The organism is Pedococcus dokdonensis (genome assembly GCF_900104525.1).
Taxonomy (GTDB): Bacteria; Actinomycetota; Actinomycetes; order Actinomycetales; family Dermatophilaceae; genus Pedococcus; species Pedococcus dokdonensis.
Map to the genome: position 1 here is coordinate 1,622,887 of NZ_LT629711.1, position 26,914 is coordinate 1,649,800.

At 72.0% G+C, this 26,914-nt stretch carries 24 protein-coding genes, 2 tRNA genes and 2 pseudogenes; 14 read left to right on the plus strand and 14 right to left on the minus strand.

The features are described from left to right. Nucleotides 1-41: 41 nt before the first annotated feature. Both BLQ34_RS07785 and BLQ34_RS07790 read right to left on the minus strand, forming a co-directional pair. On the minus strand, nt 42-650 hold the full coding sequence (locus BLQ34_RS07785) for a TIGR03086 family metal-binding protein (RefSeq protein WP_091783745.1): 609 nt from the start codon (nt 648-650) through the stop codon (nt 42-44). Beyond that, a complete protein-coding gene (locus BLQ34_RS07790) occupies nt 647-1,699 on the minus strand; it encodes a sigma-70 family RNA polymerase sigma factor (RefSeq protein ID WP_331712534.1) in 1,053 nt (350 codons plus the stop codon). Before BLQ34_RS07790 ends, BLQ34_RS07785 begins: the two co-directional genes overlap by 4 nt. A gap of 175 nt (nt 1,700-1,874) precedes the next feature. Between BLQ34_RS07790 and BLQ34_RS07795 the strand changes: the two genes are divergently transcribed. The 5 genes from BLQ34_RS07795 to BLQ34_RS07815 are packed head-to-tail and all read left to right on the plus strand — an operon-like array spanning nt 1,875 to nt 5,976. After that, nucleotides 1,875-2,594: a DUF4129 domain-containing protein gene (locus tag BLQ34_RS07795; protein WP_157692936.1), complete on the plus strand. Its 720-nt coding sequence runs from the start codon at nt 1,875-1,877 to the stop codon at nt 2,592-2,594. Continuing rightward, nucleotides 2,591-3,079: a hypothetical protein gene (locus tag BLQ34_RS07800; RefSeq protein ID WP_091783752.1), complete on the plus strand. Its 489-nt coding sequence runs from the start codon at nt 2,591-2,593 to the stop codon at nt 3,077-3,079. Before BLQ34_RS07795 ends, BLQ34_RS07800 begins: the two co-directional genes overlap by 4 nt. 2 nt (nt 3,080-3,081) lie before the next feature. Continuing rightward, complete coding sequence (locus BLQ34_RS07805; RefSeq protein WP_407946405.1) at nt 3,082-4,065, plus strand: AAA family ATPase; 984 nt, start codon at nt 3,082-3,084, stop codon at nt 4,063-4,065. A 10-nt stretch (nt 4,066-4,075) separates the two neighbouring features. Then, nucleotides 4,076-5,452, plus strand: a complete 1,377-nt coding sequence (locus BLQ34_RS07810; protein ID WP_091783758.1) for a DUF58 domain-containing protein — start codon at nt 4,076-4,078, stop codon at nt 5,450-5,452. Further along, the gene (locus BLQ34_RS07815) at nt 5,452-5,976 is read left to right on the plus strand and encodes a hypothetical protein (protein WP_091783761.1); all 525 of its coding nucleotides are present in this window, start codon (nt 5,452-5,454) and stop codon (nt 5,974-5,976) included. Before BLQ34_RS07810 ends, BLQ34_RS07815 begins: the two co-directional genes overlap by 1 nt. Before the next feature lie 108 nt (nt 5,977-6,084). Here the strand turns inward: BLQ34_RS07815 and clpX are convergent. From clpX to BLQ34_RS07840, 5 genes and pseudogenes are all read right to left on the minus strand, one after another. Beyond that, nucleotides 6,085-7,358 (minus strand): annotated as a pseudogene (gene clpX, locus BLQ34_RS07820) (ATP-dependent Clp protease ATP-binding subunit ClpX). Between the two features lie 85 nt (nt 7,359-7,443). Then, entirely contained in the window at nt 7,444-8,187 is a 744-nt protein-coding gene (locus tag BLQ34_RS07825) for a hypothetical protein (protein ID WP_091783764.1), read from the minus strand. A 115-nt stretch (nt 8,188-8,302) separates the two neighbouring features. Continuing rightward, nucleotides 8,303-8,980, minus strand: a complete 678-nt coding sequence (locus tag BLQ34_RS07830) for an ATP-dependent Clp protease proteolytic subunit (protein WP_407946395.1) — start codon at nt 8,978-8,980, stop codon at nt 8,303-8,305. Nucleotides 8,981-8,991: 11 nt separating this feature from the next. Then, nucleotides 8,992-9,645 (minus strand): ATP-dependent Clp protease proteolytic subunit, encoded by a 654-nt coding sequence (locus tag BLQ34_RS07835; protein ID WP_091783767.1) that lies wholly within the window; start codon nt 9,643-9,645, stop codon nt 8,992-8,994. Between the two features lie 192 nt (nt 9,646-9,837). Next, the gene (locus BLQ34_RS07840) at nt 9,838-11,091 is read right to left on the minus strand and encodes an MFS transporter (RefSeq protein WP_091783770.1); all 1,254 of its coding nucleotides are present in this window, start codon (nt 11,089-11,091) and stop codon (nt 9,838-9,840) included. Nucleotides 11,092-11,205: 114 nt separating this feature from the next. On the opposite strand from BLQ34_RS07840, the gene BLQ34_RS07845 reads away from it, so the two are divergent. Beyond that, a complete protein-coding gene (locus BLQ34_RS07845) occupies nt 11,206-12,288 on the plus strand; it encodes a LacI family DNA-binding transcriptional regulator (RefSeq protein WP_197674788.1) in 1,083 nt (360 codons plus the stop codon). A 51-nt stretch (nt 12,289-12,339) separates the two neighbouring features. On the opposite strand, the gene BLQ34_RS07850 is transcribed toward BLQ34_RS07845, so the two are convergent. Beyond that, the gene (locus BLQ34_RS07850) at nt 12,340-12,855 is read right to left on the minus strand and encodes a hypothetical protein (protein WP_091783775.1); all 516 of its coding nucleotides are present in this window, start codon (nt 12,853-12,855) and stop codon (nt 12,340-12,342) included. 114 nt (nt 12,856-12,969) lie between these two features. Then, nucleotides 12,970-14,325 (minus strand): trigger factor, encoded by a 1,356-nt coding sequence (gene tig / locus BLQ34_RS07855; protein ID WP_091783778.1) that lies wholly within the window; start codon nt 14,323-14,325, stop codon nt 12,970-12,972. Nucleotides 14,326-14,747: 422 nt separating this feature from the next. Between tig and BLQ34_RS19505 the strand changes: the two are divergent. The 3 genes and pseudogenes from BLQ34_RS19505 to BLQ34_RS07870 all read left to right on the plus strand — a co-directional run. Beyond that, nucleotides 14,748-16,055, plus strand: a pseudogene (locus BLQ34_RS19505) (CARDB domain-containing protein); the annotation flags it as partial. Between the two features lie 380 nt (nt 16,056-16,435). After that, a complete protein-coding gene (locus tag BLQ34_RS19250) occupies nt 16,436-17,875 on the plus strand; it encodes a dihydrolipoyl dehydrogenase family protein (RefSeq protein WP_091783784.1) in 1,440 nt (479 codons plus the stop codon). Nucleotides 17,876-17,994: 119 nt separating this feature from the next. Continuing rightward, the gene (locus BLQ34_RS07870) at nt 17,995-18,960 is read left to right on the plus strand and encodes a zinc metalloprotease (RefSeq protein WP_091783787.1); all 966 of its coding nucleotides are present in this window, start codon (nt 17,995-17,997) and stop codon (nt 18,958-18,960) included. 58 nt (nt 18,961-19,018) lie between these two features. Here the strand turns inward: BLQ34_RS07870 and BLQ34_RS07875 are convergent. Further along, nucleotides 19,019-19,089: transfer RNA gene (locus BLQ34_RS07875), tRNA-Gly, on the minus strand. An 88-nt stretch (nt 19,090-19,177) separates the two neighbouring features. Here BLQ34_RS07875 and BLQ34_RS07880 point away from each other — a divergent pair. Next, nucleotides 19,178-19,251, plus strand: a tRNA-Pro gene (locus BLQ34_RS07880). Here BLQ34_RS07880 and trmB read toward each other — a convergent pair. After that, nucleotides 19,243-19,911, minus strand: a complete 669-nt coding sequence (gene trmB / locus BLQ34_RS07885; RefSeq protein WP_091783789.1) for a tRNA (guanosine(46)-N7)-methyltransferase TrmB — start codon at nt 19,909-19,911, stop codon at nt 19,243-19,245. The genes BLQ34_RS07880 and trmB overlap by 9 nt on opposite strands. A 146-nt stretch (nt 19,912-20,057) precedes the next feature. On the opposite strand from trmB, the gene BLQ34_RS07890 reads away from it, so the two are divergent. After that, a complete protein-coding gene (locus BLQ34_RS07890; RefSeq protein ID WP_172829369.1) occupies nt 20,058-20,261 on the plus strand; it encodes an antitoxin in 204 nt (67 codons plus the stop codon). A 68-nt stretch (nt 20,262-20,329) separates the two neighbouring features. Next, nucleotides 20,330-20,842, plus strand: a complete 513-nt coding sequence (locus BLQ34_RS07895) for a DUF4395 domain-containing protein (protein WP_091783791.1) — start codon at nt 20,330-20,332, stop codon at nt 20,840-20,842. A 53-nt stretch (nt 20,843-20,895) separates the two neighbouring features. On the opposite strand, the gene BLQ34_RS07900 is transcribed toward BLQ34_RS07895, so the two are convergent. From BLQ34_RS07900 to BLQ34_RS07910, 3 genes are all read right to left on the minus strand, one after another. Further along, nucleotides 20,896-21,990, minus strand: a complete 1,095-nt coding sequence (locus BLQ34_RS07900) for a PP2C family protein-serine/threonine phosphatase (protein WP_197674789.1) — start codon at nt 21,988-21,990, stop codon at nt 20,896-20,898. Nucleotides 21,991-22,127: 137 nt separating this feature from the next. Next, complete coding sequence (locus BLQ34_RS07905) at nt 22,128-22,595, minus strand: ribose-5-phosphate isomerase (RefSeq protein ID WP_091783793.1); 468 nt, start codon at nt 22,593-22,595, stop codon at nt 22,128-22,130. Between the two features lie 96 nt (nt 22,596-22,691). Beyond that, nucleotides 22,692-23,318: a mycothiol-dependent nitroreductase Rv2466c family protein gene (locus BLQ34_RS07910; RefSeq protein ID WP_269457327.1), complete on the minus strand. Its 627-nt coding sequence runs from the start codon at nt 23,316-23,318 to the stop codon at nt 22,692-22,694. Between the two features lie 104 nt (nt 23,319-23,422). Between BLQ34_RS07910 and pepN the strand changes: the two genes are divergently transcribed. Next, nucleotides 23,423-25,972 (plus strand): aminopeptidase N, encoded by a 2,550-nt coding sequence (pepN, locus tag BLQ34_RS07915; protein ID WP_091783797.1) that lies wholly within the window; start codon nt 23,423-23,425, stop codon nt 25,970-25,972. Then, nucleotides 25,965-26,906, plus strand: a complete 942-nt coding sequence (locus tag BLQ34_RS07920; RefSeq protein WP_091789556.1) for a mechanosensitive ion channel family protein — start codon at nt 25,965-25,967, stop codon at nt 26,904-26,906. Before pepN ends, BLQ34_RS07920 begins: the two co-directional genes overlap by 8 nt. The last annotated feature ends 8 nt before the right edge of the window (nt 26,907-26,914 follow it).

Consider the following 26,914-nt stretch of genomic DNA (forward strand, 5'->3'; position numbering starts at 1 on the left):
CCGCAAACTTCCACCGTCCACGGGGGCGCCGGCGCGCGACGTCACCAGTCGGTCGAGCGGCCGGCCTGGGCGAGCAGGCGAGCCGCCGGGGTGGCCCACTCCGACACCTCGACCGGCTCGCCGAAACGCACGGGGCGGTCTGCGTCGGTGATGTGGTCGCGGGCCACCGGCCACAGGTCCATCGCCAGCCCCGGCGGGATCGTCCGCGGCCGCCCGATCGATTCGGCGACATCCCACCCGTGCAGGGTGATCTCCAGCGCCCCGACCGAGCCGAGCAGCTCGCGCGACAGGGTCAGCTCGCCCAGCTCCACCGGGCTGGCCGGCAGACCCTCGGGCGGGTGCCAGTGCGCGAGCAGCCCGCGGGCCCGGTGGCAGATGCTGTCGAGCAGGTCGCTGCCGTCGTCCGGGGAGCTGGACGGCACCAGGCTCAGCGAGGCCGCCTGGGCCGCCACGGCCATCGCCTCGAGCGCGTCGTCCATGTGCGTCAGCAGGTCGTGCAGCACCCAGTCGCGGCAGGGCGTGTGACGCCCCAGGTCGGCCGCGGTCACCAGGATGAGGCTGGAGCGGGTGTAGGCGATCGCCCGCTCGAGCAGCTCGACCGCGCGCGGTGGCCGGTTCTGGCCGGCCGCACTCGACACCGGCTGCCTCACGTCGGGCCGGCGTAGTCGGCCGGCAGCGACGCGGGCAGGCCGAAGGTCTCGAACAGGGTGAGGTCGAAGAACGCGGCGACGTGCGCGACCCCGCCCTTCCCGTCGAGGGTGAGCACCTGGAGGTGGAAGGGGGTGAAGGTGCCGTCGGGCTGGCGCATGTAGAGCCCGAAGGCCGGCTGCCCGTTGGCGCTGGTCGCCACCATCGGCATGTCGTGGCGGTCACCCGGGCACTGCGTGTCGATGAGGCGGCCGATGTTCTCGGCCCCGGAGTACCACCCGGTGAAGGGCGGCATCTCCCAGATCGCGTCCCGGGTGAGCATGCCGACGATGGCGTCGACGTCCTTGTCCCAGAACGCCTGCACGTAGCGGTCGAGCATCTCGAGCTGGGCCGCGTCCAGCTCGGCCGGCGCCTCGTCCTGGCTCACCTTGGCCTTCGCGATCTGGGCGTGCGCACGCTGCAGGGCGCTGTTGACGGCGGCCTCGGTCGTCTCGAGCGCCTCCGCGACCTCGGCCGCCTTCCAGCGCAGCACGTCGCGCAGGATGAGCACCGCCCGCTGGCGCGCCGGGAGGTGCTGCAGGGCGGCCACGAAGGCCAGGCGGATGCTCTCGCGCTCGGCCACGATGGTCGCCGGGTCACTCGCGTCGCCCGCGACGAGGGGGTCCGGAGCGGGCTCGAGCCAGGACACCTCGGCCGACTCCACGAGCCGGTCGGCCGCGTCGCTCGACGGCGCTCCCAGACCGGCGGGAAGCGGTCGTCGGTCCTTGCCCTCCAGGGCGGTCAGGCACACGTTGGTCGCGATCCGGTAGAGCCAGGTGCGCACCGAGGACCTGCCCTCGAACGCCGCGTACGCGCGCCACGCGCGCAGGTAGGTCTCCTGCACCAGGTCCTCGGCGTCGTGGATCGACCCCGTCATGCGGTAGCAGTGCGCGGTCAGCTCCCGCCGGAAGCCGTCCGTCGCCTCGGGGAAGTCTTCCATCGACACCCGCTCGCGCACCTCGGTCATCTCCCGAACCTCCGTCATCGTCGCGTCCTGCGCCGTCCCGCCCATGGGTCACCCTACGTTCACCAGGACAGACCCGGCCCGGCCGGAAAACTCATCGCTCCCCGACGGTGAGCCCGACCACCATGACGGTGAGCCCGACCACCATGACACTGAACCGGTGACAAAGGCCCGCCTTTTCCGGCCGGTTGCTCGCCAACACCCGCAGGTTTGCCTAAGGTCGATGACCGTGGAGCGACGTGGTGTGGCGGTGGGCCTGGGGGCGGTGGCGACGCTGCTGCTGGCCGCGTGGGTGTCCGCCGCCGGACCGGTGGGCGTCTTCGCCCGCAAGGACTTCTCCGGCAAGGAGTCCCCCACTCCCGGCGACGACTTCGGCTCGGTGAAGGCACCCCCACCCAAGGGTGACGGGATCAAGACCGCCGACGTGCGCCACGCCGACCCCTGGATCGTCGACGCGGTCGAGCTGCTGATGAAGCTCGTGCTGGCGATCGTCGTCGTCATCGTCCTCGTGGCCATCGGCCGGGCGCTGCTCGACCGCTGGCGCTCGCGCGAGGCCGTCGACGACCAGGTCTCCCCCACCGACATCGTGCCGGACGTGCTCCTCGACGCGGCTGTGGAGGGCGAGCGCCAGCTGTCCCGCGGCACCCCCGCCAATGCCGTCATCGCCGCGTGGGTGGCCCTCGAGGACGCCTGCCGGAGTGCGGGGGTCAGGGACGACGACTCCCGCACGGCGGCCGAGCTGGTCACGGCCGTGCTGCGGTCGCACCGGGTCGACCGGGCACCCCTCGACACGCTCGCCGCGCTCTACCGCGAGGCCCGCTTCTCGCGGCACCCGATCGGTGAGGAGCAGCGCACCGCAGCCCGCGAGGCGCTCGTCCGCGTGCAGGCCGACCTGCGGCAGACCCTCGCCCGGCTTGAGCACGAGCGATCGGTCTCCCGGTGATCCGTCGCCTCACCGGCCTCCCCCCAGCCCAGCAGTTCGTGGTCGTCCTCGGCGTGGCCGTCGCGGTCGGGGCCCTGGCGGTCTCGGTGTCCGCCCTCGGCGACGCCGGGATGCTGTTGGCCTCGGCCGCCCTGCTCGCGGCACTGGCCAACCTCGCCCAGTGGCTGTGGCAGTCGCGCCAGTCGACGGACTGGGACAACACGTTCAGCGAGTCCGCCCCGCCCCGGGGGGTCGACTCGCGGATCAGCCGGCTGGCCGGTGACGTCCGCGAGGCGGGATCCGGGACGGCCGCATCGGCCACCCGGGTGCACGCCACGCTCAGCAGCCTGGCCGCCGACCGCCTCCGCCAGCACCCCGACCCCGCCGCCGAGGCGAGCACCGTGCTGGGCCGTGACCTCGCGGCATACCTCGCCGCACCGCCGAGCACCCGCATCACCGCCGCCCAGCTCGCGGCGTTCACCACCACCCTGGAGGAGCTCTCGTGACCCTGACCCTCGACGAGGTCGCCGCGCGCGCGACCGCCATCCTCACCGAGGTCGAACGCGCCGTGGTCGGCAAGCGGCAGAGTCTCGAGATCGTGCTCTCCGGCATCCTCGCCGGCGGCCACGTGCTGATGGAGGACTTCCCCGGGCTCGGCAAGACGCTGGCCGCCAGGTCGTTCGCCCAGGCTCTCGGGCTGGACTTCGCCCGCGCGCAGTTCACCCCCGACCTGCTGCCGAGCGACCTGACCGGGTCGTTCCTCTACGACCAGCGCAGCCACGAGTTCACCTTCCGCAAGGGGCCGCTGTTCACCGGGCTGCTGCTCGCCGACGAGATCAACCGCACGCCTCCCAAGACCCAGTCCGCCCTGCTCGAGGCGATGCAGGAGGGGCAGGTGACCGTCGAGGGCGAGACCTTCGCGCTGCCGCAGCCGTTCCACGTGCTCGCCACCGCGAATCCCGTGGAGTACGAAGGGACCTACCCGCTGCCGGAGGCCCAGCTCGACCGGTTCCTGTTGCGGGTGAGCTTCGGCTACCCGAGCGCGGCCGACGAGTGGGAGGTCCTCCAGCGGCGCATGGAGCGTCGCCAGGAGGCCCAGGTGGTGGGCAGTGTCACCGACGGCGCCGGACTGATCGAGATGCAGCAGGCCGTCGAGACGGTCACCGTCGACGAAGGTGTCGGGCAGTACTGCGTGCGTCTGGTGGCGGCGACGCGCACCCACCAGAACCTCCTCATGGGTGCCTCGCCACGCGCCTCGCTCGCGCTGCTCCTCACCTCCCGCGCGTATGCCGTGCTGCGCGGCCGCGACTACGTCACCCCCGAGGACGTCAAGGCCGTGGCCCACGCGGCGCTCGACCACCGCGTCACCGTCCGGCCGGAGCTGTGGATGAACGACGTGTCCGCGGCCAGCGTGATCGAGAGCGTGCTGTCCTCGGTGCCGACCCCAGCGGCCACCGGCACGGGTCCGCGGACCGGGTTCGAGCGTCCGTGAGCACCCGCTCATGACCACCACCCCCGGACGACGGCTCGAGGCTCGCTGGCGGGTGACCTCGGCGCACCTGCGGGCGATGTTCCTCGGTCTGCTGCTCGCCAGCATCGCAGTGGTGATGCGGCGGCCCGACGCCCTCGTGATCGGCGCCCCGCTGCTCGTCATCGGCTTGTGGGCGACGGCGACCCGTCCCACGGTCCCGCCAGTGGTCGTGGCGCGGGTCGCGCACCCGCTGCTGCGCGAGGGACAGGCGACCCGGTGGACCGCCACGGTCACGCCCGGCCCCGGCCTCGAGGAGGCCGGGCTGGCCCTGCTGCCCACCCCGCACACCGAGTTCACCCCGGGACACCGCACCGCCGCCATCGGCCTCACCCCGCACGACCAGCCGCAGACCCTCGAGGTGGTCGTCCGCAGCACCCGATGGGGGCGGCGTCCGCTCGGGCCGGCGACCCTCGCGGTGAGCGGGGCGTTCGGGGCGTTCCGGTGGGAGCCCGAGGCAGTTGCCCTGCCGGCGATCCCGACGGTGCCATTGCCCGACAGCTTCGCCGCCCGCGTCCCGGTGCCGCACCCGGACGGCCTGGTCGGCCAGAACCGCTCGCACCACCAGGGCTCGGGCGGCGAGCTCGACCAGATCCGGCCGTTCCGGTTCGGCGACCGACTGCGTCGGGTGCACTGGCCGGTGTCGGTCCGCACCGGCGAGCTGCACGTGACCGCGACCCATGCCGACCAGGACACCGAGATCCTGCTGCTCGTCGACGCGATGCACGACATCGGGCAGAGCACCGGGGTCGACGGCTCGAGCAGCAGCCTCGACAACGCGGTGCGGGCCGCCGGGGCGATCGCGGAGCACTACCTGCGCACCGGCGACCGGGTCGGGCTGCTCGTGCTGGGGTCGCGCGACACCCCGCTGGTCACGGCGGCCGCGGGCAGCAACCACCTGCGCAGGCTCCTCGACGTGCTGGCGCGGGTCACCGTCGCCGACGGCACGGTGAGCGACGAGAAGCGGCTTCGCTCGCAGCTTCGCCACCACGTGTCCGCGGGCACCCTGGCGATCATCCTGACGCCGGCGGTCTCACCCGAGGTGCTGGCCCACGCGGTCGCGCTCGCGCGGCGGGGCATCTCGGTGGTCACCGTCGACACGCTCCCGCCCGGCCTCGCCGCCCCGGACATCCCCGCGGAGTCGCTGGCGCAGCTCGCGTCGACCGCCGATGACCTGCCCACCGAGACACGTCTGGCCTGGCGGCTGCGCCTGCTGGAGCGACAGCGCGAGATGACCCGCGCTCGCGAGGCCGGCGTGCCGATCGTGCCGTGGGCCGGACCGGGCACCCTCGACCTCGTGCTGCGCGACCTGGGTCGCCGGTCCCGGGCGCCACGGGTGGTGAGCCGCTGATGTCGCGCTCCCAGCTCGTGCTGCGTGGCCTGCTCTGCGTGGCCTCGGCGACCTTCCTGGTCCTGACCCTCGTGTCGTCACCGCACCCGGTCGTCGTGGTGGCGATCGGGCTGGTGGCCCTCACCGCCTACGCAGCGGTCGAGCCCGACTCCGTGCTCGTGACCCTGCTGGTCGGTGGGCACGCCCTGCACTGGGCCATGGCCGTCCCGGTGCCGTCGACGACCGGTGAGTGGGTCGCCCTGCTCGGCGCGGCCTGGTCCGGTCTGGTCCTGCACCTCACGGCCAGCCTGGCGGCGAGCCTGCCCGGACCGGCGCCAGTGCCCGTGGTCACACTGCGGCGGTGGGCCCGGCGCGGCGCCCTGGTCGCGGCCGGCGCCGTACCGGTCTGGGCCGTCGCCTTCCTCGCCGGTCAGGAGGACGCGAGTGGCGAGGTCTCCCTGACGTATGCCGCGATCGCAGCCCTCGCGCTGCTCGCCTTCGCGACCTGGCTGCTCGGCCGCGAGGACCGCCCCCGCCGCCCCTGAGCCGAGCCCACCCCGACGTGCTGCGAGCTGGGGGTCACGGAGCCCCCGGATCCCGGGTCCGCTGACGACCAGGCAGCACCACGTGCCGGTGGGGTTGCCGTGCCGGGGTCAGGCGGAGCGCTTGCGGGTGCGCTTGGGCTCCTCGTCGCGCCGCACGATGGTCGGCAGCACGTTGTCGAGGACGACCTCACGGGTGACCACGACGCGGGAGATGCCCTCGTCGCTCGGGACGTCGAACATCACCGGCATCAGCACCTCCTCCATGATCGCGCGCAGGCCCCGGGCCCCGGTGCCCCGGGTCAGGGCCTGGTCGGCGATCGCCTCGAGGGCGTCGTCGGTGAACTCGAGCTCGACGTTGTCGATCTCGAACATCTTCTTGTACTGCTTCACCAGCGCGTTGCGCGGCTGGGACAGGATCGTCACGAGGGAGGCCTGGTCGAGCGGGCTGACCGTGGTGATGACGGGGAGCCGGCCGATGAACTCGGGGATCAGCCCGAACTTCATCAGGTCCTCGGGCATCACCTCGTGGATCGAGTCGGCCAGGTCCTTGGGGTGTGCAGCTCGGAGCCGAACCCCAGTCCCTTCTTGCCGTTGCGCGACTCGATGAGCTTCTCGAGCCCGGCGAACGCGCCACCCACGATGAACAGCACGTTCGTGGTGTCGATCTGGATGAACTCCTGGTGCGGGTGCTTGCGGCCACCCTGCGGCGGCACCGACGCGGTGGTGCCCTCGAGGATCTTGAGCAGCGCTTGCTGGACCCCCTCACCCGACACGTCACGGGTGATGCTCGGGTTCTCGGACTTGCGGGCGATCTTGTCGACCTCGTCGATGTAGATGATGCCCGTCTCGGCCTTCTTGACGTCGTAGTCAGCGGCCTGGATCAGCTTGAGGAGGATGTTCTCGACGTCCTCACCGACGTAGCCCGCCTCGGTCAGCGCGGTCGCGTCGGCGATCGCGAACGGGACGTTGAGCATCCGGGCCAGGGTCTGCGCGAGATAGGTCTTGCCACAGCCGGTCGGGCCGATCAGCAGGATGTTGGACTTGGCGATGTCGACCGACTCGGCGTCCTTCTTGCCGGTCGTCTCACCGGCCTGGATCCGCTTGTAGTGGTTGTAGACCGCCACGGCGAGGGCCCGCTTCGCGACGTCCTGGCCGATGACGTAGTTCTGCAGGAACTCGAAGATCTCGCGGGGCTTGGGCAGCTCGTCGAGGCCCAGCTCGGAGGACTCGGCGAGCTCCTCCTCGATGATCTCGTTGCAGAGGTCGATGCACTCGTCGCAGATGTAGACCCCGGGGCCGGCGATGAGCTTCTTGACCTGCTTCTGGCTCTTGCCGCAGAACGAGCACTTCAGCAGGTCGCCGCTCTCTCCCATGCGTGCCACGCGAAGTCCTCCGGTCTGTCTGACGAACCTGTCCGACGAGTCTGTTGGCGATGCGGCCCGGGTGCGGACCGGCAACGCTCCGACGCTACAGCGCGGGGCACCGCCTTCGCTCCATTGAAACCGCCGAGTCGCCGGTTCGTCGCGCTTGTCCGCTGAGGGCGGACAACACGCCGAGGTCAGGCGCGTGGCGGCGGCGCGGGCCGGCCGCGGCCCCTGCCGATGACCACGACCAGGGCCGCGGCGAGCGCGACGGCCAGGGCCGTGCCGCCGAGCAGCGGGACCAGCCATCCCCGGCCCCGATCGGGGGCGCCACCGAGCCGGCCGGCCGCGCGACAGGCGTCGCACCGTGCGGTGCCACCGTCGCGGCGGGAGCCGGTGCGTGCCCGGCGCCCGCCACGGCCTCCACCTGCGCGACCAGGAGGGGTTCGGCGGGTCCGGTTCCACCGCACAGGCTCGCCCACAGCCCGTCCCCCCGCTCCTGGGCGAAGACGACGTACTCCCGCCCCGGCTCCATCCCCTCGAGGCCGCAGGACCCCCCGTCTCCCGACGAGCTGACCCACGTCGTCGGGGCCGCGCTGCCGCGGTAGACCCCGGTCACGGCGAACCGGTAGCTGCGGGCCGGCGACCCGGTCGACGGGTCCTGGAGCCCCGCGGGCCGGTCGACCTTCTCGAGCGCACCACGCAGGACCACGTCGGAGCGGTCCGCGTACTCGGCGGTGGTGGCGCTGGCGCAGGAGCACGCCCAGGCGGGCGAGCTGGGAAGGACCACCAGGGCGGCGAAGACCACCGGGACGAGCAGCAGCGCGCGTTTCACACCGCTCGGACGCATCCCGCCAGTGCGCCGTTCCCGACCAGTCCTCGCCCGGACACAGGTATGCCGCCCACTCGAGGCGAGCGGGCGGCATACCGGGCGGTGCGTGGCGCGGGGCGCAGCCCCACGGTGGTCAGGACTCCAGGGCGCCCTTGCGGGAGGCGAGCACCTCGTCGATGAGGCCGTACTCGACGGCCTCCTGCGCGGACAGGATCTTGTCGCGCTCGATGTCGTTGCGGACCTGCTCGGCGGTGCGCCCGGAGTGCTTCGCCCAGGTCTCCTCGAGCCAGGTGCGCATGCGCAGCACCTCGTTGGCCTGGATCTCGATGTCGGACGCCTGCCCGTAGTCGCCACCGGCCAGCGCGGGCTGGTGGATCAGGATCCGGGCGTTCGGGAGGGCGAAGCGCTTGCCCTTGGCACCCGCGGACAGCAGCACCGCGGCCGCCGAGGCGGCCTGGCCGATGACGAAGGTCTGCACGTCCGGCCGGATGTACTGCATGGTGTCGTAGATCGCAGCCATCGCGGTGAACGAGCCACCCGGGCTGTTGATGTACATCAGGATGTCGCGGTCGGGGTCCTGGGACTCCAGCACGATCAGCTGGGCGATGACGTCGTCGGCCGACGCGTCGTCGACCTGCACGCCGAGGAAGATGATCCGGTCCTCGAACAGCTTGGTGTAGGGGTCGAGCCGCTTCATGCCGTAGGAGGTGCGCTCCTCGAACTGGGGCAGGATGTAGCGGCTGGACGGACCCGGGACCTGCAGCCCGCCGCGACCGGCGGCGTGCATGGCGGGGTTGATGTTGGCGTTCATGTGTCGATCCCTCACTTGTCCCCGGTGACCGGGTTGTCGTCGCCGCCGCGGCCGCCACCGGCCTGCGCTGCGCTGCTGAACACGTGGTCGACGAAGCCGTACTCCTTGGCCTCCTCGGCGCTGAACCAGCGGTCGCGGTCGGAGTCCTTCTCGATCTGCTCCTTGGTCTGACCGGTGTGCTCGGCGATCAGCTCGGCCATCTGGTTCTTGACGTAGAGCATCTGCTCGGCCTGGATCTTGATGTCGGAGGCCGTGCCACCGATGCCACCGGACGGCTGGTGCATCATCACGCGGGCGTGCGGCGTCGCGTAGCGCTTGCCCTGGGTGCCGGCCGACAGCAGGAACTGGCCCATCGAGGCCGCCATGCCCATCGCCACCGTCGCGACGTCGTTGGGGATCCACTTCATCGTGTCGTAGATCGCCATGCCCGCGGAGATCGAGCCGCCGGGGCTGTTGATGTAGAGCCAGATGTCCTTGCCCGGGTCCTCGGCCGCCAGCAGCAGCAGCTGCGCGCAGATCGCGTTCGCGTTGTCGTCGCGGACGTCGGAGCCGAGGAAGATGATCCGCTCCTTGAGCAGACGGTTGTAGATGTGGTCGTCCAGACCGCCCTGCGGGCCCTCGCCCGCGGCGACGATCTTCTGTGGCGTCTCGGCGCTGCTCACCATGTCTCTTTTCCCTCGCGGTTCGTGCTTGTCAGTGACCCTAACGCGGGGGCGGTGGGGAGAAGTCCCCGATTCCCGTCGTGTTCGCCCTGAGCGCACAACGCTCAACGGGCCGGCCGCGCCGGACCGACCACGGCGGCTGCCACGTCGCCGCCACGGTCAGCGCCGGCTCGCCAGCACGACCCGGAGGTGGCGTCAGCGGCCGGTCTCGGACGGTTCGGCCGTCCTGGTCGCCGCCGTCGCCAGCTCGCGGGTGGCGGGGATGACCAGCATCGCGAGCGCGACGATGACCGTGACGACCGCCAGCGAGCGCAGCACGGTGAAGCGGTCACCGAGGAAGCCGAGCAACGGCGGGCCGGCGATGAACGCGGTGTACCCGATCGTCGCGACGACCGACATCCGGGCCCCGGCGCGGGCCGGGTCGTCCGCCGAGGCGGAGATGCCGACCGGGAAGCCGAGCGAGGCACCGACACCCCAGATCGCCGCACCCACGTAGGCCAACGGCGCGTTGCCGAAGATCACCAGCAGGGAGCCGATCGCGGCCATCAGGAAGGTCACCCGCAGCACCGGCACCCGGCCGTGCCGGTCGAGCAGCCTGGTCCCGAGCACCCGGCCCAGCGTCATGAAGGACAGGAAGACCGCGAAGGCGAGCACGCCAGCCCAGTTGGGCAGGTCGTGCCCCTCGACGAAGCCGACCGCGATCCAGTCGTTGGCGATGCCCTCGGTGAAGGCGGCGGCCAGCACGACCAGCCCGATCATCAGGGTGCGGGGCTCGAGCCAGGCCGAGCGGGTCGGGCCCGTCGGAGCCTCGGCCCCGGTGGCCCCGGCCAGCTCGGAGTCGGTCTCCACCTCGACCGACCGCGGCAGGAAGGCGCGCAGGCTCCAGGCGGCCACCGCGACCGTGATGACCACGGCTCCGAGCAGGTGCGGCACCAGCGAGATGCCGGCCCAGGACATCAGTGCGCCGACCAGCGCCGCGACGACGGTGCCCCCGGAGAACGCCGCGTGGAAGTGCGGCATGACGGTGCGCCCGAGCAGCCGCTCGACGGCGGCACCCTCGAGGTTCATCGCCACGTCCCAGAGGCCGACCCCGCTGCCGAGCAGGAGGAGGAAGAGCGCCATGAGCAGCCGGGACTCGGCGACGTCGACGGCCATCCCGATCCCGAGGAGACCGGCCGATGCGACGGCCACGCCCACGACGACGGCCGGCGCCGCCCCGATCCGGTCGGCGACCTTGCCCGCGAAGGGCAGCGTGAGCACCGAGCCCACCGACGCGGCGAAGAGGGTCAGGCCCAGCTCCCCTGCGGAGAGCCCCAGGGCCGCCTTGCTGTCGGCGATGCGCGAGGCGAACGAGGAGAAGGTGATACCGGCCAGCGCGAACACGACGAAGACGGCGTTGCGGGCGGCGACGACACGGGTCAGGGGCAGGGTGGCGGATGCGGTGCTCACGGAGGCTCTCGGCGGTGGTCTGGTGGGTGGTCTGGTGGCGGCCCGAGCGGTTTGCGAGGGGGTCTCGGCCTGGTCGAATCGATTCGGTCGAATCGATTCGATAGTGTGTCCCCCGTGAGCCCCCTCCGTCAACCTCGTCCCACCCTGCGCGCCGTGGCGCAGGCTGCCGGCGTGTCCACGTCGACGGCCTCGCTCGCCTTCAGCGGCAAGGGGCCGGTCGCCCCGGAGACCGTGGCCCGCGTGCGCGCCGCTGCCGACGAGCTGGGGTATGCCGGGCCGGACCCCCTCGCGTCGTCCCTGCGCCAGGGGCGCTCGGGTGTCGTCGGCGTCGTGGTCGAGGGCCGGCTGCTGCACGCCTTCCGCGACCCCTTCGCGGTCAGCGTGCTCGACGGCCTGTCCCAGGTGCTGGACGAGATCCCCGCCGGGATGCTGCTCATCGCGCAACCGGCCGGCACACCGGAGCGAGCGATCACCCAGCTGTCCGCCACGGCGCTGGACGCCGTCGTCTTCTCGCTCTGCGGGCCTGACACGAACCCGGCGGTCGACCACCTGGCCGCACGCGGCATACCGATGCTCGGCGACGGCTCCCCCGCCGACCCGCGCATCACGCACCTGGCCCTGGACAACCGCGGTGCCACCGCCGAGCTCGGTCGGCTCCTCGCCGGGCTGGGCCACCGCCGGGTGGCGCACGTGATGATGCCGCTGCGGCACGACTCGGCGACCGGGCCGGCCACCCTGGACGACGTCGTGGCGGCCGAGTTCGCCGACACCCGCGACCGCGCGCTCGGCTTCCTCGACGTGTTCGGCGACGACGGTGCAGCGTCGTCCGCCCTGGTGCAGACCTCGATCCCCGACGTCGAACAGGGCGCCCGGGCCGCCCGGCTCCTCCTCGACGTGCCCGCCGACCGCCGGCCCACCGCCGTCGTCGCGCAGTCGGACCTGCTCGCGATGGGCGTGGTGCGGGCCGCCGAGGAGCTGGGGCTGCGGGTGCCGCAGGACCTCAGCGTCACCGGTTTCGACGGCGTCGAGCTGCCGTGGTTCGCAGGCACGCTCACGACGATCGACCAGCACGGCGGGGCCAAGGGACGGCGGATGGGCGAGATGCTGCGCCAGCTGCTCGCCGGCGAGCGCCCCGCGGACGCGGTGCAGCGCACCGACCTGCGCGTCGGCACGACCACGGCGCCGGCACGGGACTGACCCGGGTGTCCGGTCGACCCTCAGCCGGTCAGGCGGTCGACCGCCGAGCGGTCAGGAGCGCAGGACGCCGACGCTCTGGTCGTCGAGCGGCTGGACCGTGGACTGCGCCTCGTCGGCGGCTTGGGCCTCGGCCAGCTCGGCCGCCCGCTCCGCCTCGGCGGCCTGGGCCGCCTGGAGCGTCTTGGTGGCCTCGGACGGCTCGGCCACCAGGTGCACGGTGATGTAGCGACCCTTGTCGTCCACCGTCACGGCGCTCTCGAAGTCCATCAGGCTGTCGGTGCACGACACGGTGTGCGCCTCCCACGGCACGTCCGCCGACACCGTCTGCCACAGCCGCTCGACGCCCATGCCGGCCTCCCACGGCAGCACGCCGTCGGCGCAGCGGCAGACCCCGATGACCAGCTGGTCGGGGTCGTCGGTGTGACCGAGCTCGACCTCGGCGAACAGCCGGCTCGAGGTCAGGGCAGCCTGCAGCGTGTGGCGCAGGTGAGTGGCCAGGGCGGAGTCAGCCGGGTTGGCGTTCTCCTGCACCGCGAGCCGCAGCTTGTGGAATGACGTGACGTCCATGCCTCATGGTCGGGCGAGCGGGGCAGACCGTGGTTCACCCAAATGTCGTAGGTCGCGTTCCCGGCTGGGAACGCGACCTACGACTTGCTGCGGTTTGCTGCCGTTGGATGGCGCTCAGGCGTGGTCGTGACCCTCGTGGTCGTGACCCTCGTGGTCGTGACCCTCGTGGTCGTCGCCCTCGAAGAGCTGGGAGGCGACGTCGGTGGCGGTCACCTCGTTGAGGTCGACGGCCTGGCCGGCGGTGTCGACGACCTTCGCCTGCTCGAGCACGGCGGCCAGCGCCTTGCGGCGGGCCACCTCGGCGACCATCGCGGGCACCTGGCCCTGCTGGTCGATCGCCTGGGCGAACTGGTTCGGGTCCATGCCGTACTGCTGCGCCGACATCACGAGGTACTCGATCAGCTCGGGCTGCTCGACCTTCACCTCGGTCTTCTCGGCGATGGCGTCGAGGAGGAACTGGGCCTTGAGCGCCTTGCGGGTGTTGGCGTCGACCTCGGCGCGGTGCTCGTCGTCTTCGAGGCGGTTCTCGCCCTCGAGGTGCTGGTTGACCTCGGCCTCGACGACACCGTCCGGCACCGGGATCTCGATGGTCTCGAGCAGGTGCTCGAGCACCTTGTCGCGGGCCTGGACGCCCTGCTCGAACTTCGCCGCCTGGTCGGCCTGCTTGGTGACGTCCTCGCGCAGCTCCTTGAGCGTGTCGAACTCGGAGGCCAGCTGGGCGAAGTCGTCGTCGAGGGCGGGCAGCTCGCGCACCTTGACCGACTGCACGGTGACGACCACGTCGGCGTCCTCGCCCTCCCGGTCGCCGCCGGCCAGCGGCGCGGTGAACGACTTGGTCTCCTCGGCGGCCATGCCGGTGAGGGCCTCGTCGAGCCCGTCGAGCATGTTGCCGGAGCCGACCTCGTAGGAGACGCCGGTGACCGAGTCGATCTCCTCGTCGCCGATGCTGGCCTTGAGGTCGATGGACACGAAGTCGCCGTTCTCGACGGTGCGCTCGACGCCCTTGAGGGTGCCGAACCGCTCCTGGAGCGCCACGAGCCGGGCCTCGACGTCCTCGGGCGCGGCCTTCGCCTCGTCGACCTCGACGGTGATGCCGCTGAAGTCCTCGGGCAGGTCGACCTCGGGGCGCACGTCGACCTCGACGGTGAACTTCAGCTCCTGGCCGTCCTCGGCCGGCACCTCGGTCACGTCGACCTCGGGCTGCCCGATCGGGCGCACCTTGTTGTCCTCGACGGCCTGGCCGTAGAACTGCGGGAGCGCCTCGTTGACCGCCTCCTGCAGGACGGCGCCCCGGCCGACCCGCTGGTCGATGATGCGCGAGGGCACCTTGCCCTTGCGGAAACCGGGGACCTGGATCTGCGAGCCGATGGTGGCGTAGGCAGCGTCGAGGCTCGGCTTGAGCTCATCGAACGGCACCTCGACGGTCAGCTTGACCCGGGTCGGGTTGAGGGTCTCGACGGCACTCTTCACTGCGGGGTACTCCATGGTCTGAGGGAGGCGGGGTGACAACAGAAAGGCCCACTGCGGCGACGGTGTCGCGGCGACCGGGGCCAAAGCCTCATCCTAGCCGCTGGACCCCCGTGCTCCGAACCCAGCGTCGACGAGGGCACCACCACCGCCTCCGAGCACCCCCGTCCCGGGCGCGGGACAGGTCGTTCCGGCGGGTCCGCAGCGGCCGGGTCCTGACGGTTGACGCTGCTTGCCGCCGCTTGCCGAGGTCTGCAACGGGACGAGTCCGCGGGTCCGTCGGCGTCCATTGGCGCATTGCCGTAGCGCCCCTAGGATCGGGCGAGCGAGCGGCTGGCGGGACGCCGCCGTACCGCTCGGGACGACGGGCGTCAGGGCGCGCGAGGACGAAGGGGTTCAGACCAGTGCTGCCAGTGCGCCCTCCCATGCGAGCCGACGTGGCCGTGTCGCGGCGAGCCCGGTGCGTCCTGCTGGCGGCACTGTGCACCGCGGTGGCAGTGGTGGTCCCGGCCGATCGAGCGGCTGCGGCGCAGAGACCCGACCCCTTGCCACGCGTGGCGACCCATCCGGGACGGACGCAGCACGGCCCCACCACCAGACCTGCCCGCGCCGCGCGGCCTGCACCCGCCACGGCGGCGGATGCCGTCGTGGCAGACGCGGCCGATCCTGCGACCTCGGCCGACGTCTCCATCGACCAGAGCGTCGCACCGACGACGGTGGTCGCAGGCGAGTCCGTGACCTACACCCTGACCGTCAGCAACAAGGGCCCTGACACCGCCTCCGACGTCACGGTCCGGGACGTGCTCGACCCCGACCTGTTCGGCGCCACCGCCACCACGACCGCTGGCACGTGCGACCCGGTCGGAGCGGGCCGGACACTGACCTGCTCACTGGACGCGCTCGCCCCCGGCGCCGGACCCGTGGTCGTGACGGTCACCGCGCTCCTCGACCCCGACCACGTCGGCAGCCTCGTCAACACCGCTGTGGCGGACAGCACGACACCGGACCCCGACACCGGCAACAACAGCGACACGGTGACCAGCGCGGTCGCGGTCCCAGCGGACGTCGCGATCAGCATGCAGGTCAGCCCGACCGTGCCGACCGCAGGGCGCCGGCTGACCTACACGGTGACCGTCCACAACGACGGTCCCGGCACGGCGCCGGACGTCGTCGTCACCGACCCGCTGGACCCGGTGCTCCTGCGACCTTCGGTGGCCACGAGCGCCGGCAGGTGCGCCATCGGCCGCGACCATGCCGTCCGGTGCGCACTGGGATCCCTCGGCGCCGCAGACACGGTCACCATCGTGCTGACCGCCACGGTGGCCGGTGGCGCCCGTGGCACCGTCGGCAACTCGGCCTCCGTCACGACCACCGCCCACGACCCCGATGAGGCCGACAACGCGGACGCCGTGACGACGCCCCTGCGCGTGGCCAGCAACGTGGGCGTCGTCCAGGACGTCTCCACCCCCAGGGCCGAGGTGGGCGGCGAGGTCGTGTTCACCCTGGTGGTCTCCAACCGCGGACCGTCCACGGCGAGGAGGGTGGTCGTGACCGATGTGGTCCCGGCCGGCCTGCGCATCTCGGCGCCCCCGGACGCCGTGGGAGGTCGGTGCTCGGTCGCGGGCCAGGTGGTCAGGTGCCGGATCGACGACCTCGTGGCCGAAGGCTCCACCAGGGTCAGGCTCACCGTCCGCGTGACGCCCGCAGCCGCCGGCAGACGGCTCGCCAACACGGCCCGCGTCGCCACGCCCTCCAACGACCTGAACCCTGCCGACGACACGGCCACCGTGGCACTCCGCGTCGCAGCGCCGCCGCTTCCGTCGCCGACCGCCTCGCACCACCCGCCAGCACCGTCTGCCGTGCCCGGCGGGTGCTCCGGCTGCCCGCGGGGCGAGCTGGCCCACACCGGCTCGAACCTCCTCCCGGAGTCCGCGCTGGCTCTGCTGTTGCTGTTGTCCGGTGTGCTCGTCGGTCGACTGGCGCACCGCTGGGCGGTCCCGGCCCGATCGGCCCCGGGAACCGGTCCCGCCCGGCCGCGCAGCGGACGGTCGACCACCAGCGGACGGTCGACCACCAGCGGGCGGCCGCCCCACCCGGCGTCTAGGTTGAGGACATGTCAGAGGAGAGTGTGCCGCCGGAGTGGGACGTCATCGTCGTCGGGGCGGGGCCGGTGGGTGAGAACGCCGCCGACCGCGCGCACAAGGCCGGCCTCACCGTCGCCATCGTCGAGAAACACCTCGTCGGCGGCGAGTGCAGCTTCTACGCCTGCTCCCCCAGCAAGGCCCTGCTCCGCCCGATCCACGCCACCCGGGCGTCCCAGCGGGTGCAGGGGTCGGAGGGCGCCACGGTCGACCCGCCGGGTGTCCTCGCCCGCCGTGACGCGTGGATCAACCGGATCGGCACCAGCGACCGCTTCGACGACAGCGGCCAGGTCGGCTGGCTCGACCACGTCGGCATCACGCTGCTGCGGGGTGCGGCGAGGCTGACCGGGAAGCTGGCCATCGAGGTCGACGGCAAGCCCTACCGCGCCCGTCGGGCGGTGATCCTCGCGACCGGCACGGAGCCCACCGTGCCACCGGTCCCCGGGCTCCGCGAGGCGCACCCGTGGACCAACCGCGAGGCCACCACGAGTCGCCGGGTCCCCGACCGGCTGGCGGTGCTCGGCGGCGGAGTGGTGGCCTGCGAGCTCGCCCAGGTGTATGCCGCGCTCGGCTCGGCGGTGACCGTGGTCGAGCTGGCCGACGGGCTCCTCGGGCGCAACGAGGAGTTCGCGGGTCGAGCCGTCGCCGAGGCCCTCGAGCGCGACGGGGTCGACCTGCGGCTGGGTACCCGCGCCGAGTCGGTCTCCAGGCTGGGGCCCTCCGGCGAGGTGACCCTCGAGCTCTCCGACGGCAGCAGCCTGACCACCGACGAGCTGCTGGTCGCCGTCGGCCGCACGCCCGCCACCGACGGCCTCGGGGTCGTGGAGGTGGGCGGGCAGCTGGACGACGCCGGCTACGTTCGCGTCACCGAACGCATGGAGGTCAAGGGTTTCGGCGACGACGAGCCCTGGCTGTATGCCGTCGGGGACGTCAACGGGCTGGCCCTCCTCACGCACATGGGCAAGTACCAGGCGCGCGCCGTGGGCGACCTCATCGGCGCCCGCGCGGCAGGCCGGGAGCCCGACGAGAGGACCACGGTCCCCTGGGCGGTCGACGCCGGGTCGCCCCAGGTGGTCTTCACCGACCCGGAGGTCGCGGCAGCGGGGCTGACCGAGGCCGAGGCCCGCGAGCGCGGCCTGCGTGTCCGGGTCGTCGACCTGCCGATGGACAAGGCGGCGGGAGCGGGCCTGCAGGCCGAGGGGTACCAGGGCCAGGCGCGCATCGTCGTCGACGAGGACGCCGGGGTGCTCGTCGGGGCCACCTTCGTCGGACAGGACGTCGCCGAGCTGGTGCACGCCGCCACCGTCGCGATCGTCAGCAAGGTGCCGCTCACGACGCTGTGGCACGCAGTCCCCTCCTACCCGACGATGAGCGAGATCTGGCTGCGGCTCCTGGAGGAGTACGGCGTCTGAGCCCAGCGGGGCCGCGGATCTCCGTCATCCGTACCGCCCACGACCCGGGGTCGGCGGGGTAGCGTCCGAACGAGCCCCCGGCGCTGCACCGCGGGGGGAATCCGTCGAAGGGAACCTCCATGCTTCTTCGCAGCCCCTTGCGCCTGGGCGTCCTGACCGCTGCCGCAGCACTCGCGCTGCTGGGCGGCGGTACGGCTGCCAGCGTCAACGCGGCGGCCGGCATCTCGCCGGGCGCCGCCGCCTGCCAGCCGGGCGCCCACAGCGGGGCCAGGGTCAAGGCCGGGTCCACCGCCGTCGAGCCCGAGCTCTACGACAAGAACCAGGCCAATGCCTACGGCGCGCTCAAGGACCGGCCCACCCTGCCGGCCGGCAGCGTCACGATCCCCACCGTCTTCCACATGGTCTCCGACCACGAGTACACGGCCACGGAGAAGGCCCGCTGGCAGCGCCTGATCAGCGCCCAGATGCAGGTGCTCAACGACTCGTACGGCGGCCGGACGGCCGCCAACGCCGCGAACACGCCGTTCCGGTTCAGCCTCTCCAGGATCACCTGGAGCGTGAACGCGGCGTGGTACCACGCCGCGCCCGGCAAGCAGGGCGTGGAGAAGCAGATGAAGGCCGCGCTCTACGAGGGCGACGCCCGCACGCTCAACGTCTACGGCACCGAGGGGGGCGGCTTGCTCGGCTGGGCCTACTTCCCGAAGGGCTACAACAACGGCCGTGACTACATCGACGGCGTGGTGATGATGGCCGAGTCGATGCCCGGTGGGACGGGCCTGGGTTACCCGCAGTACACCGAGGGAGACACGCTGACCCACGAAGTGGGCCACTGGCTGATGCTCGAGCACACTTTCGCGCACGGCTGTGCGGCCAGCGGCGACTGGGTCACGGACACGCCTGCCGAGGCGATGCCCCAGTTCGACTGCCCCGTCGGTGCCGACACCTGCCCCGCGCCGGGGCTGGACCCGATCCACAACTTCATGGACTACACGCAGGACTCCTGCCTGGACATGTTCACCCGGGGTCAGGCCGACCGGATGAGTGACGCGTGGCTGCAGTTCCGCGCGGGTGGCGGCAAGAGCTGACCACGCCGCGGACGCGGTCCGGCCCCGTCCACCTCGAGGTGGACGGGGCCGGGTCGTGAGCGGGTGACGAGAATCGAACTCGCGTAGCTAGTTTGGAAGACTAGGGCTCTACCATTGAGCTACACCCGCGTGGATCGCCAGACCCCCGGGAGGGGGTCAGATCCGAGGCGTTAGCCTAATGCCCGCGATCACGTGACCTGAAATCGGCACGCGTCGACGGGGTATGGCGCAGGTTGGTAGCGCGTCCGCTTTGGGAGCGGAAGGCCGCCGGTTCAAATCCGGCTACCCCGACTGGACCGGGACCACGCGGAACTCGCAGACACTGCGGCCGGCGGCCAGGCCCTTGGCCTCGAAACCGTCGAGGGGCCGCCACGGTGGCCGCTCCCCCTCGGTGACCACGAAGCCCCCGTGCCCCGCGACCACGGATCGGACGTGGGCGGCATACCCGTCGGAGTCGGTGGCCAGCAGCAGGTGGCCGCCGGGCACCAGCCGGTGGGCGACCAGGTCGAGCGTGTGCGGTGCGATGAAGCGCCGTTTCGCGTGCTTGGCCTTGGGCCAAGGGTCTGGGAAGAAGACGTGCACCGCGTCGAGCGAGCCCGACAGGACCCGCTGCTCCAGCAGCAGCACCGCGTCACCCTGGTGCGCCCGCAGGTTGGTCAGGCCCTGGCGCTCGGCCGCGGCGAGCATCCGCGCGAGGGCGGGGACGAACACGTCGACGGCCAGCAGGTCGTGGTCGGGGTGGGCGGCCGCATAGGCGAGCGCCGCCGCCCCGTGGCCGCAGCCGACCTCCAGGACCATCGGGGCGGTGCGTCCGAACACCAGCTCGGGGGCCAGCGGCCCGGCGGCCGGGACCGCGTAGCGCGGACCCAGCGTCGCGATCCGTTCGAGGGTGAGGGCCGAGAGCCGACCACGACGTGCGTTGTAGGAGCGCACGCGTCCGTCGGTGTCCATCACCCCAGCCTAGGGAGCCGGGACCGGTCGACGGCAGCACGCCTCTGGAAAGGGCACCGCGTCACGTCGTCGGTGCCCGGGAGTCGTTCTAGGGTTGGGGGGCCGGTCGACCGTCCGGTCCGACCCCGAGTGAGGAAGGGCACGCCATGGGCATGTTCGACAACATCAAGGACAAGGCCGAAGCGCTGGTCGACAGCCAGGGTGAGAGGGTCGGCGAGGGGCTCGACAAGGCCGGCGACTTCATCGACGACCGCACCGGGGGCAAGTACTCCGAGCAGATCGACACCGGCGGTGGCCGGGCCAAGGACGCCCTGGACGGGCTCGACGGCAAGGACGACGACATCCCCTGAGGGGCTGCCGCGTCTTGCTCTGCGGCCAGCGGTGGATAACGCATGATTATGTGAAGCATAATGTCGGGATGCGCATCTCCCGCTTCCCGAACATCGTCGACGACGTCACGGTCCGGCTCATCGCGGCGGTGGTCCTGCTCCTGGCCGTCGTCGCCCTGGCGGCCCACCAGTGGTGGTTGTACGCCGTGCTCGCGGCGGACTTCGTGCTGCGCTCGGGCTGGGGTCCGTCCGCGAGCCCGGTGGCCATCCTGGTCAGCCGCTGGATCCGACCTCGGATCGCTGCGGCCCCGCGCTACACGGCCGGGCCCCCGAAGCGCTTCGCGGCGGCGGTGGGCGCCGTCCTCACCGTCGCGGCGACCGTGCTGTGGCTGGCCGGCGCGAGCCTGCCCGTCCTGCTGATCGGCGCGATCATGGTGGTCTTCCCGGCGCTCGAGTCGATCGCCGGTCTCTGCGTCGGCTGCCTCGTCTTCAGTGGGCTGATGCGCCTGGGCGTGATCCCCGAGTCGGTCTGCCTCGAGTGCGCCGACACCACCCGTCGGGCCGCCCAGCGGCAGGCCGCGGCAGCCACCGCGAACGCGTAGCCCCGAGGACCGGACCCCGACCGGCCCCGTCCGGTGCCGACGTCAGCGCCGGGTCAGCGACGCCAGACGACGACGGCCGCGCGGTCGTCGGTCTCGCCGGCCCGGGCCGCGGCGCAGACCTTCTCGGCCATGCCCTCGAAGCCCTTGCCGATCATCCGCTCCGCCGTCCCGAGCATCCGGTCGATGCCGTCGCGCAGGTCGCGGTTGCGCACCTCGATGACGCCGTCGGTGTAGAGCAGCAACGCGTCTCCACGGCCGAGCCGGCCGCGCACCCGCGGGAAGGCCAGGCCCTGGGTCACCCCGAGCACCGGGCCCTCGTCGCCCTCGAGCACCTCCCAGCGGCCCGAGCCCGCGGAGAAGCGCACCCCCGGCGGGTGCCCGGCCGAGCCCAGGCTGAAGTCGCCCGTGGTCAGGTCGATCATGGCGTGCGCGGCAGTGGCGAAGCCCTCGTCCCAGGCCTGGCGCAGCAGGTAGGAGTTGGCCGCCGGCAGGAACGCCTCGTAGGGCATCGAGCCGAGCAGGCCCCCGAAGGCGCCGGAGAGCAGGAGCGAGCGGGTGCCGGCAGCGATGCCCTTGCCGGACACGTCCACGAGAGCCAGCTCGAGCACGTCGTCGTGCCGGCTCGTCACGAGGAAGTCGCCGGAGAACGAGTCACCGTAGGCCGACAGCACCGACAGCTCGGCACCCCAGTCGGTCGGGAGCTCGGGGAGCTCGCCCTGGGTGCGCAGCCGGTCGCGCAGGTCGACGAGCATGGACTCGCCCAGGTTGCCCTGCACGCCGAGCCGGGCCCGCGAGGCAGCCACCCAGAACATGATGAGCATGACCAGCGTCAGCACGCCGTACGCGGCGAGGATGGCCGCGCTGACCTCCCGCTCGACGACCGTCCACGCCCCGGCCACGAGGATCGCCAGGTCGACGCCCGCGAGCACCTTCGGCGTGAGGAACAGTCCGGCCACGACCGCCACGGGGACGTAGGCCGAGAAGGGCACGTTGTCGGGCCACATCAACATGAACCAGCACAGCAGGGTGTTGGCGGCGATGATGGCGGCGGAGGTGGCCGGCTGTCCCCACCGCCCGACCTTCGCCCTCCCGCGCTGGAGCCGGGACGTGACGGAGCGGCGCGCGAGCAGCGTCCTCTCGTCATCCACCGTGAAGATCCTCCGGCGTGGCAGGGTGCGAGGCACCTTCATCGTCTGTGGGGGTGGGCCGGCCCCGGTCCAACCCGCCGCCAGCGTAGTGGGCGGCCGGCTCGCCGCGCGCGGGATCCGCGCAGATCAGCGGGCTCTCAGCCCTGCGCAGGCAACGTCCCCGACGTCTCGTAGGCACTCACCATGTCGATCCGGCGCTGGTGCCGCGGCGCCGCGGAGAACGGCGTGGCGAGGAACGCCGCCACCATCGCCTTGGCCTCGTCCACGGTGTTCATCCGGCCCCCGATCGAGATGACCTGGGCGTTGTTGTGCTCCCGCGCCAGCATCGCCAGCTCGGTGTTGTAGCACAGCGCCGCACGGATGCCCTCCACCTTGTTGGCCGCCATCTGCTCGCCGTTGCCCGAGCCGCCCAGCACGATGCCGAGCGAGTCCGGGTCGGCCGCGACCGCCTCCGCGGCGCGCAGCACGAAGACCGGGTAGTCGTCCTCGGGGTCGAGGGCGTGGGGACCGTGGTTGGTCACCTCGTGACCCTCCGCCTCCAGGAACGAGACCAGCTCGCCGAGCAGCTCGTAGGCGGCGTGGTCGCCGCCGAGGTGGACGCGCATCTGGTGCTCCTCAGTCGCCGGGTCGTCCGGCCGGACACCCTCTCGCGGCGATCCTAGAGCCCCTGTCGCCGGCGCTCTCGCCCAGTGGCGCTGTCGTCAGTCGAAGATGGGGCCGACGGTGCGCGAGCGCTTGAGCTCGTAGAACCCGGGGGTCCCCGCGACGAGCACGCAGCCGTCCCACAGGCGACCGGCGGCCTCGCCCTTCGGGGCCGGGCTCACGACCGGGCCGAAGAACGCCTCACCCTCCACGGCCACGACCGGGGTGCCGACGTCGTCGCCGACGAGGTCGATGGCCCGCTGGTGGCTCGCCCGCAGCTCGGCGTCGTTGACGTCGGAGTCGGCGAAGTCGGCGAGCTCCTCGGGCAGCCCGACCTCCTCGAGGGCGGGACCGATCACCTTGGCGTAGTCCTTCTCGCCACCCAGGTGGATGCGGGTGCCCATCGCGTCGTAGAGCGGCTTGATGACCTTGTCACCGTGCTCGCGGGCGGCCGCGACGATGACGCGAACGGGCCCCCAGCCACGGTCCATCATCGCCCGGTAGTCGGCCGGGAGGTCGCGGCCCTCGTTGAGCACCGACAGGCTCATCACCGACCAGGTCACGTCGACGGAGCGCACGCGCTCGACCTCCATCATCCAGCGGGAGGTCATCCACGCCCAGGGACAGAGCGGGTCGAACCAGAACTCGGCGGACGAACGGGACTCAGCGGTCAGGGAGGCAGTCACACGCACAATCCTGCCACCCGCCCCGGAGGGCCGCACCGGCGGTGCCACCCCGTGGACCATCGTGCGAGGATGGCCCGCGAACCGACCACCCTCGGAGGAGCACTGTGCCCGGCAAGAACCTGACCCGCGACGAGGCCACCACCCGCGCCGCAGTCGTCACCGTCGACCACTACGACGTGTCCCTCGACCTCACGACGTCGGACACCACGTTCCGGAGCACGACGACGGTGTCGTTCACCAGCCGTGAGCCCGGGGCAGAGACCTTCATCGACCTCATCGCGCCGTCCGTCCAGGCGATCACGCTCAACGGCGAGCCGCTCGACCCGGCCACGCACTTCGACGGAGTCCGCATCACCGTCCCGGCCACGGCGGAGCACAACACGCTCACGGTCGACGCCACGGCGGCATACATGAACACCGGGGAGGGGCTGCACCGCTTCACCGACCCGGTCGACGGTGAGGTCTACCTCTACTCCCAGTTCGAGGTCGCCGACTGCCGCCGGATGTTCGCGGTCTTCGAGCAGCCCGACCTCAAGGCGACCTTTGCCTTCACGGTGACTGCTCCCGAGCACTGGCAGGTGGTGTCCAACTCCCCCACGCCCGAGCCGACCCCGGCCGCGGAGGGCACCGCCACGTGGGCGTTCGCCCCGACGGCGCGGATGTCCTGCTACATCACCGCCCTCATCGCCGGTCCCTACGCCGTGGTGCGCGACGAGGTCGGGACCCGTCGCGGCACGGTCCCGCTCGGCATCTTCTGCCGCCAGTCCCTGCTCGAGCACCTCGACGCCGACAACATCTTCGACTGCACGAAGAGCGGCTTCGCGTTCTTCGAGGACGAGTTCGACTGCGAGTACCCGTTCGAGAAGTACGACCAGCTCTTCACGCCCGAGTACAACATGGGCGCGATGGAGAACGCCGGTGCCGTCACCATCACCGAGACCTACATCTTCCGGTCGAAGGTCACCGAGGCCATCGTCGAGCGGCGCGCGCTGACGATCCTGCACGAGCTGGCGCACATGTGGTTCGGCGACCTCGTCACGATGAAGTGGTGGAACGACCTGTGGCTCAACGAGTCGTTCGCCGAGTGGGCGTCGACCACCTGCCAGGCCGAGGCGACCCGCTGGACCAGCGCCTGGACCACGTTCGGCACCTCGGAGAAGGCCTGGGCCTACCGCCAGGACCAGCTCTCCTCGACCCACCCCATCGTCGCCCCGATCCGCGACCTCGAGGACGTCGAGGTCAACTTCGACGGCATCACCTACGCCAAGGGCGCCTCGGTGCTCAAGCAGCTCGTCGCCTACGTCGGCCGGGAGCCGTTCACGGCAGGGCTGCGCGCCTACTTCGCCAAGCACGCCTGGGGCAACACCACGCTGCAGGACCTCCTGCGCGAGCTGGAGACCACCTCCGGTCGCGACCTCGGCACCTGGTCGAAGCTCTGGCTGGAGACCGCCGGGGTCAACACGCTGCGGCCCGAGGTCGACACCGACGACCAGGGCCTGATCTCCTCGGCCCGGATCGTGCAGTCGTACGCCGAGGGGTTCGAGACCCTGCGTCCGCACCGCCTCGCCGTCGGCCTGTACTCCGTCCAGGGTGCCGAGCTGGTGCGCACCGAGCGCTTCGAGCTGGACGTCGAGGGCGAGTCCACCACCCTGCCCCAGCTCGTCGGGCGTCCGGCGCCCGACCTGCTGCTGGTCAACGACGACGACCTCGCCTACGCGAAGATCCGCCTCGACGAGCGCTCGCTCGCGACGGCGCTCGCCCACCCGCGGGGGTTCCGGGACAGCCTCCCCCGGGCGCTGGTCCTCGGCGCCGCCTGGGACATGACCCGCGACGCCGAGATGTCCGCCCGCGACTTCGCCGCGCTGGTGCTGGCCTCACTGCCCGGTGAGACCGACTCGACCCTCCTGCGGGTGCTCCTGGGGCAGCTGCAGATCGCCCTGCACCTCTACGTCGCCCCCGCCCACCGTGACGAGGCGATCGCCGCCGCGGTCCGCGACCTGCGTGCCCTGGCCGAGTCCGCCGCGCCCGGCAGCGACGCCCAGCTCCAGCTGGTCAGCGCGTATGCCGCGCAGCAGCGCGGCGGTGACGACGCGGCATACCTGCGTGGCCTGCTCGACGGCACGGAGGTGCTCGACGGGCTCGCCGTCGACACCGACATGCGCTGGCGGTTGCTCACCTCGCTCGCAGCGTGCGGCGCGGCGAGCGCCGAGGACATCGACGCCGAGCAGCAGCGCGACAACACCGCGACCGGACGCGAACGCGCCGAGCAGGCTCGTGCCGCGTTCCCGACGGCCGAGGCCAAGGCCACCGCGTGGCGCCGCGGCGTGGAGGAGGCGGGGCTGCCCAACTCCGTCCTCGAGGCGATCGCGGCCGGGTTCGTGAACGTCCATGACACGGCCCTCCTCGAGCCGTACGTCGAGAAGTACCACGCCATGCTCGACTCCGTGGAGGAGAAGGGCTCCCACGCGATCATCGAGATCCTGGTGGCCAGCTTCTACCCGACTCCGCTCGCCGACGGCGCACTGCACGACGCGACCGAGGCCTGGCTGACCAGCCACGCCGACGCCCCGGCCGCGCTGCGCCGCCTCGTCCAGGAGAACCGCGACCCGATCGCCCGCGCCCTGCGCGCGCAGCAGCGGGATGCCGATGCCTGAGGCCGTCACGCAAGTCCTCACCGCCCTGTCCGAGGTGACGCCGAAGTCGGCGTGGGAGTGGTTCACCGGGGCGCCGTCGTCGATCGTCATCACCATCGTCGGGGCGCTCATCCTGAGGTGGCTCGCACTGCGCTCGATCGGCCGGGTCGTCAGGGTGACGCTGGCCAGGTCGGACGCCCGGCGCAGCAGGGAGCCCGCCAGCCGGGCCGGTCGGGTGCTGGCCCAGGCCACCGGCGCCGCGCACGAACGGCACCGGCAGCGCACCCTGACGATGGGCTCGTTGCTGCGCAGCTCGGTGACCTTCATCGTCGCGCTGGTCACGATCCTGACCGTGATGGGGATCGTCGGCATCAACCTGGCGCCCGTGCTCGCCACCGCCGGCGTGGGCGGCGTGGCGCTCGGCTTCGGCGCCCAGAGCCTCGTCAAGGACTTCCTCTCCGGCATCTTCATGATCCTCGAGGACCAGTACGGCGTCGGTGACGTGATCGACACCGGCGAGGCGATCGGCACGGTCGAGGAGGTCTCGCTGCGCGTGACGCGGCTGCGCGACGGGCAGGGCGTGGTCTGGTACATCCGCAACGGCGAGATCATCCGGATCGGCAACAAGTCCCAGGGCTGGTCCACCGCGATGGTGGACATCCCGGTGGCCTACTCCGAGAACCTCGAGAAGGTCATCCCGCTGATCCGCACCGTGGTGCACGAGCTCGACGAGAGCCCGGACTGGGCCGAGAAGCTGCTCGAGGAGCCGCAGGTGATGGGCGTCGAGTCGATGACCGGCTCGGTCGTCACCATCCGCGTGATCGCCAAGACGGCGCCGGAGCAGCAGTACGGCGTCTCGCGCGAGATCCGCGAACGGGTCAAGGCCACCTTCGACGAGCACGGCGTGACGGCGCCCGTCATGACACCGTTCGGGCCCGCGGCCGGTGCCCGATGAGTCCGGCC

Bases quoted from the DNA above. Each gene is read 5' to 3' on its own strand.
- BLQ34_RS07790 (WP_331712534.1), bottom strand. From the start codon at position 1,699: ATGGGCGGGACGGCGCAGGACGCGACGATGACGGAGGTTCGGGAGATG.
- BLQ34_RS07795 (WP_157692936.1), top strand. From the start codon at position 1,875: ATGACCGTGGAGCGACGTGGTGTGGCGGTGGGCCTGGGGGCGGTGGCG.
- BLQ34_RS07810 (WP_091783758.1), top strand. From the start codon at position 4,076: ATGACCACCACCCCCGGACGACGGCTCGAGGCTCGCTGGCGGGTGACC.
- BLQ34_RS07815 (WP_091783761.1), top strand. From the start codon at position 5,452: ATGTCGCGCTCCCAGCTCGTGCTGCGTGGCCTGCTCTGCGTGGCCTCG.
- BLQ34_RS07825 (WP_091783764.1), bottom strand. From the start codon at position 8,187: ATGCGTCCGAGCGGTGTGAAACGCGCGCTGCTGCTCGTCCCGGTGGTC.
- BLQ34_RS07830 (WP_407946395.1), bottom strand. From the start codon at position 8,980: ATGAACGCCAACATCAACCCCGCCATGCACGCCGCCGGTCGCGGCGGG.
- BLQ34_RS07835 (WP_091783767.1), bottom strand. From the start codon at position 9,645: ATGGTGAGCAGCGCCGAGACGCCACAGAAGATCGTCGCCGCGGGCGAG.
- BLQ34_RS07850 (WP_091783775.1), bottom strand. From the start codon at position 12,855: ATGGACGTCACGTCATTCCACAAGCTGCGGCTCGCGGTGCAGGAGAAC.
- BLQ34_RS19250 (WP_091783784.1), top strand. From the start codon at position 16,436: ATGTCAGAGGAGAGTGTGCCGCCGGAGTGGGACGTCATCGTCGTCGGG.
- BLQ34_RS07870 (WP_091783787.1), top strand. From the start codon at position 17,995: ATGCTTCTTCGCAGCCCCTTGCGCCTGGGCGTCCTGACCGCTGCCGCA.
- trmB (WP_091783789.1), bottom strand. From the start codon at position 19,911: ATGGACACCGACGGACGCGTGCGCTCCTACAACGCACGTCGTGGTCGG.
- BLQ34_RS07890 (WP_172829369.1), top strand. From the start codon at position 20,058: ATGGGCATGTTCGACAACATCAAGGACAAGGCCGAAGCGCTGGTCGAC.
- BLQ34_RS07895 (WP_091783791.1), top strand. From the start codon at position 20,330: ATGCGCATCTCCCGCTTCCCGAACATCGTCGACGACGTCACGGTCCGG.
- BLQ34_RS07905 (WP_091783793.1), bottom strand. From the start codon at position 22,595: ATGCGCGTCCACCTCGGCGGCGACCACGCCGCCTACGAGCTGCTCGGC.
- BLQ34_RS07920 (WP_091789556.1), top strand. From the start codon at position 25,965: ATGCCTGAGGCCGTCACGCAAGTCCTCACCGCCCTGTCCGAGGTGACG.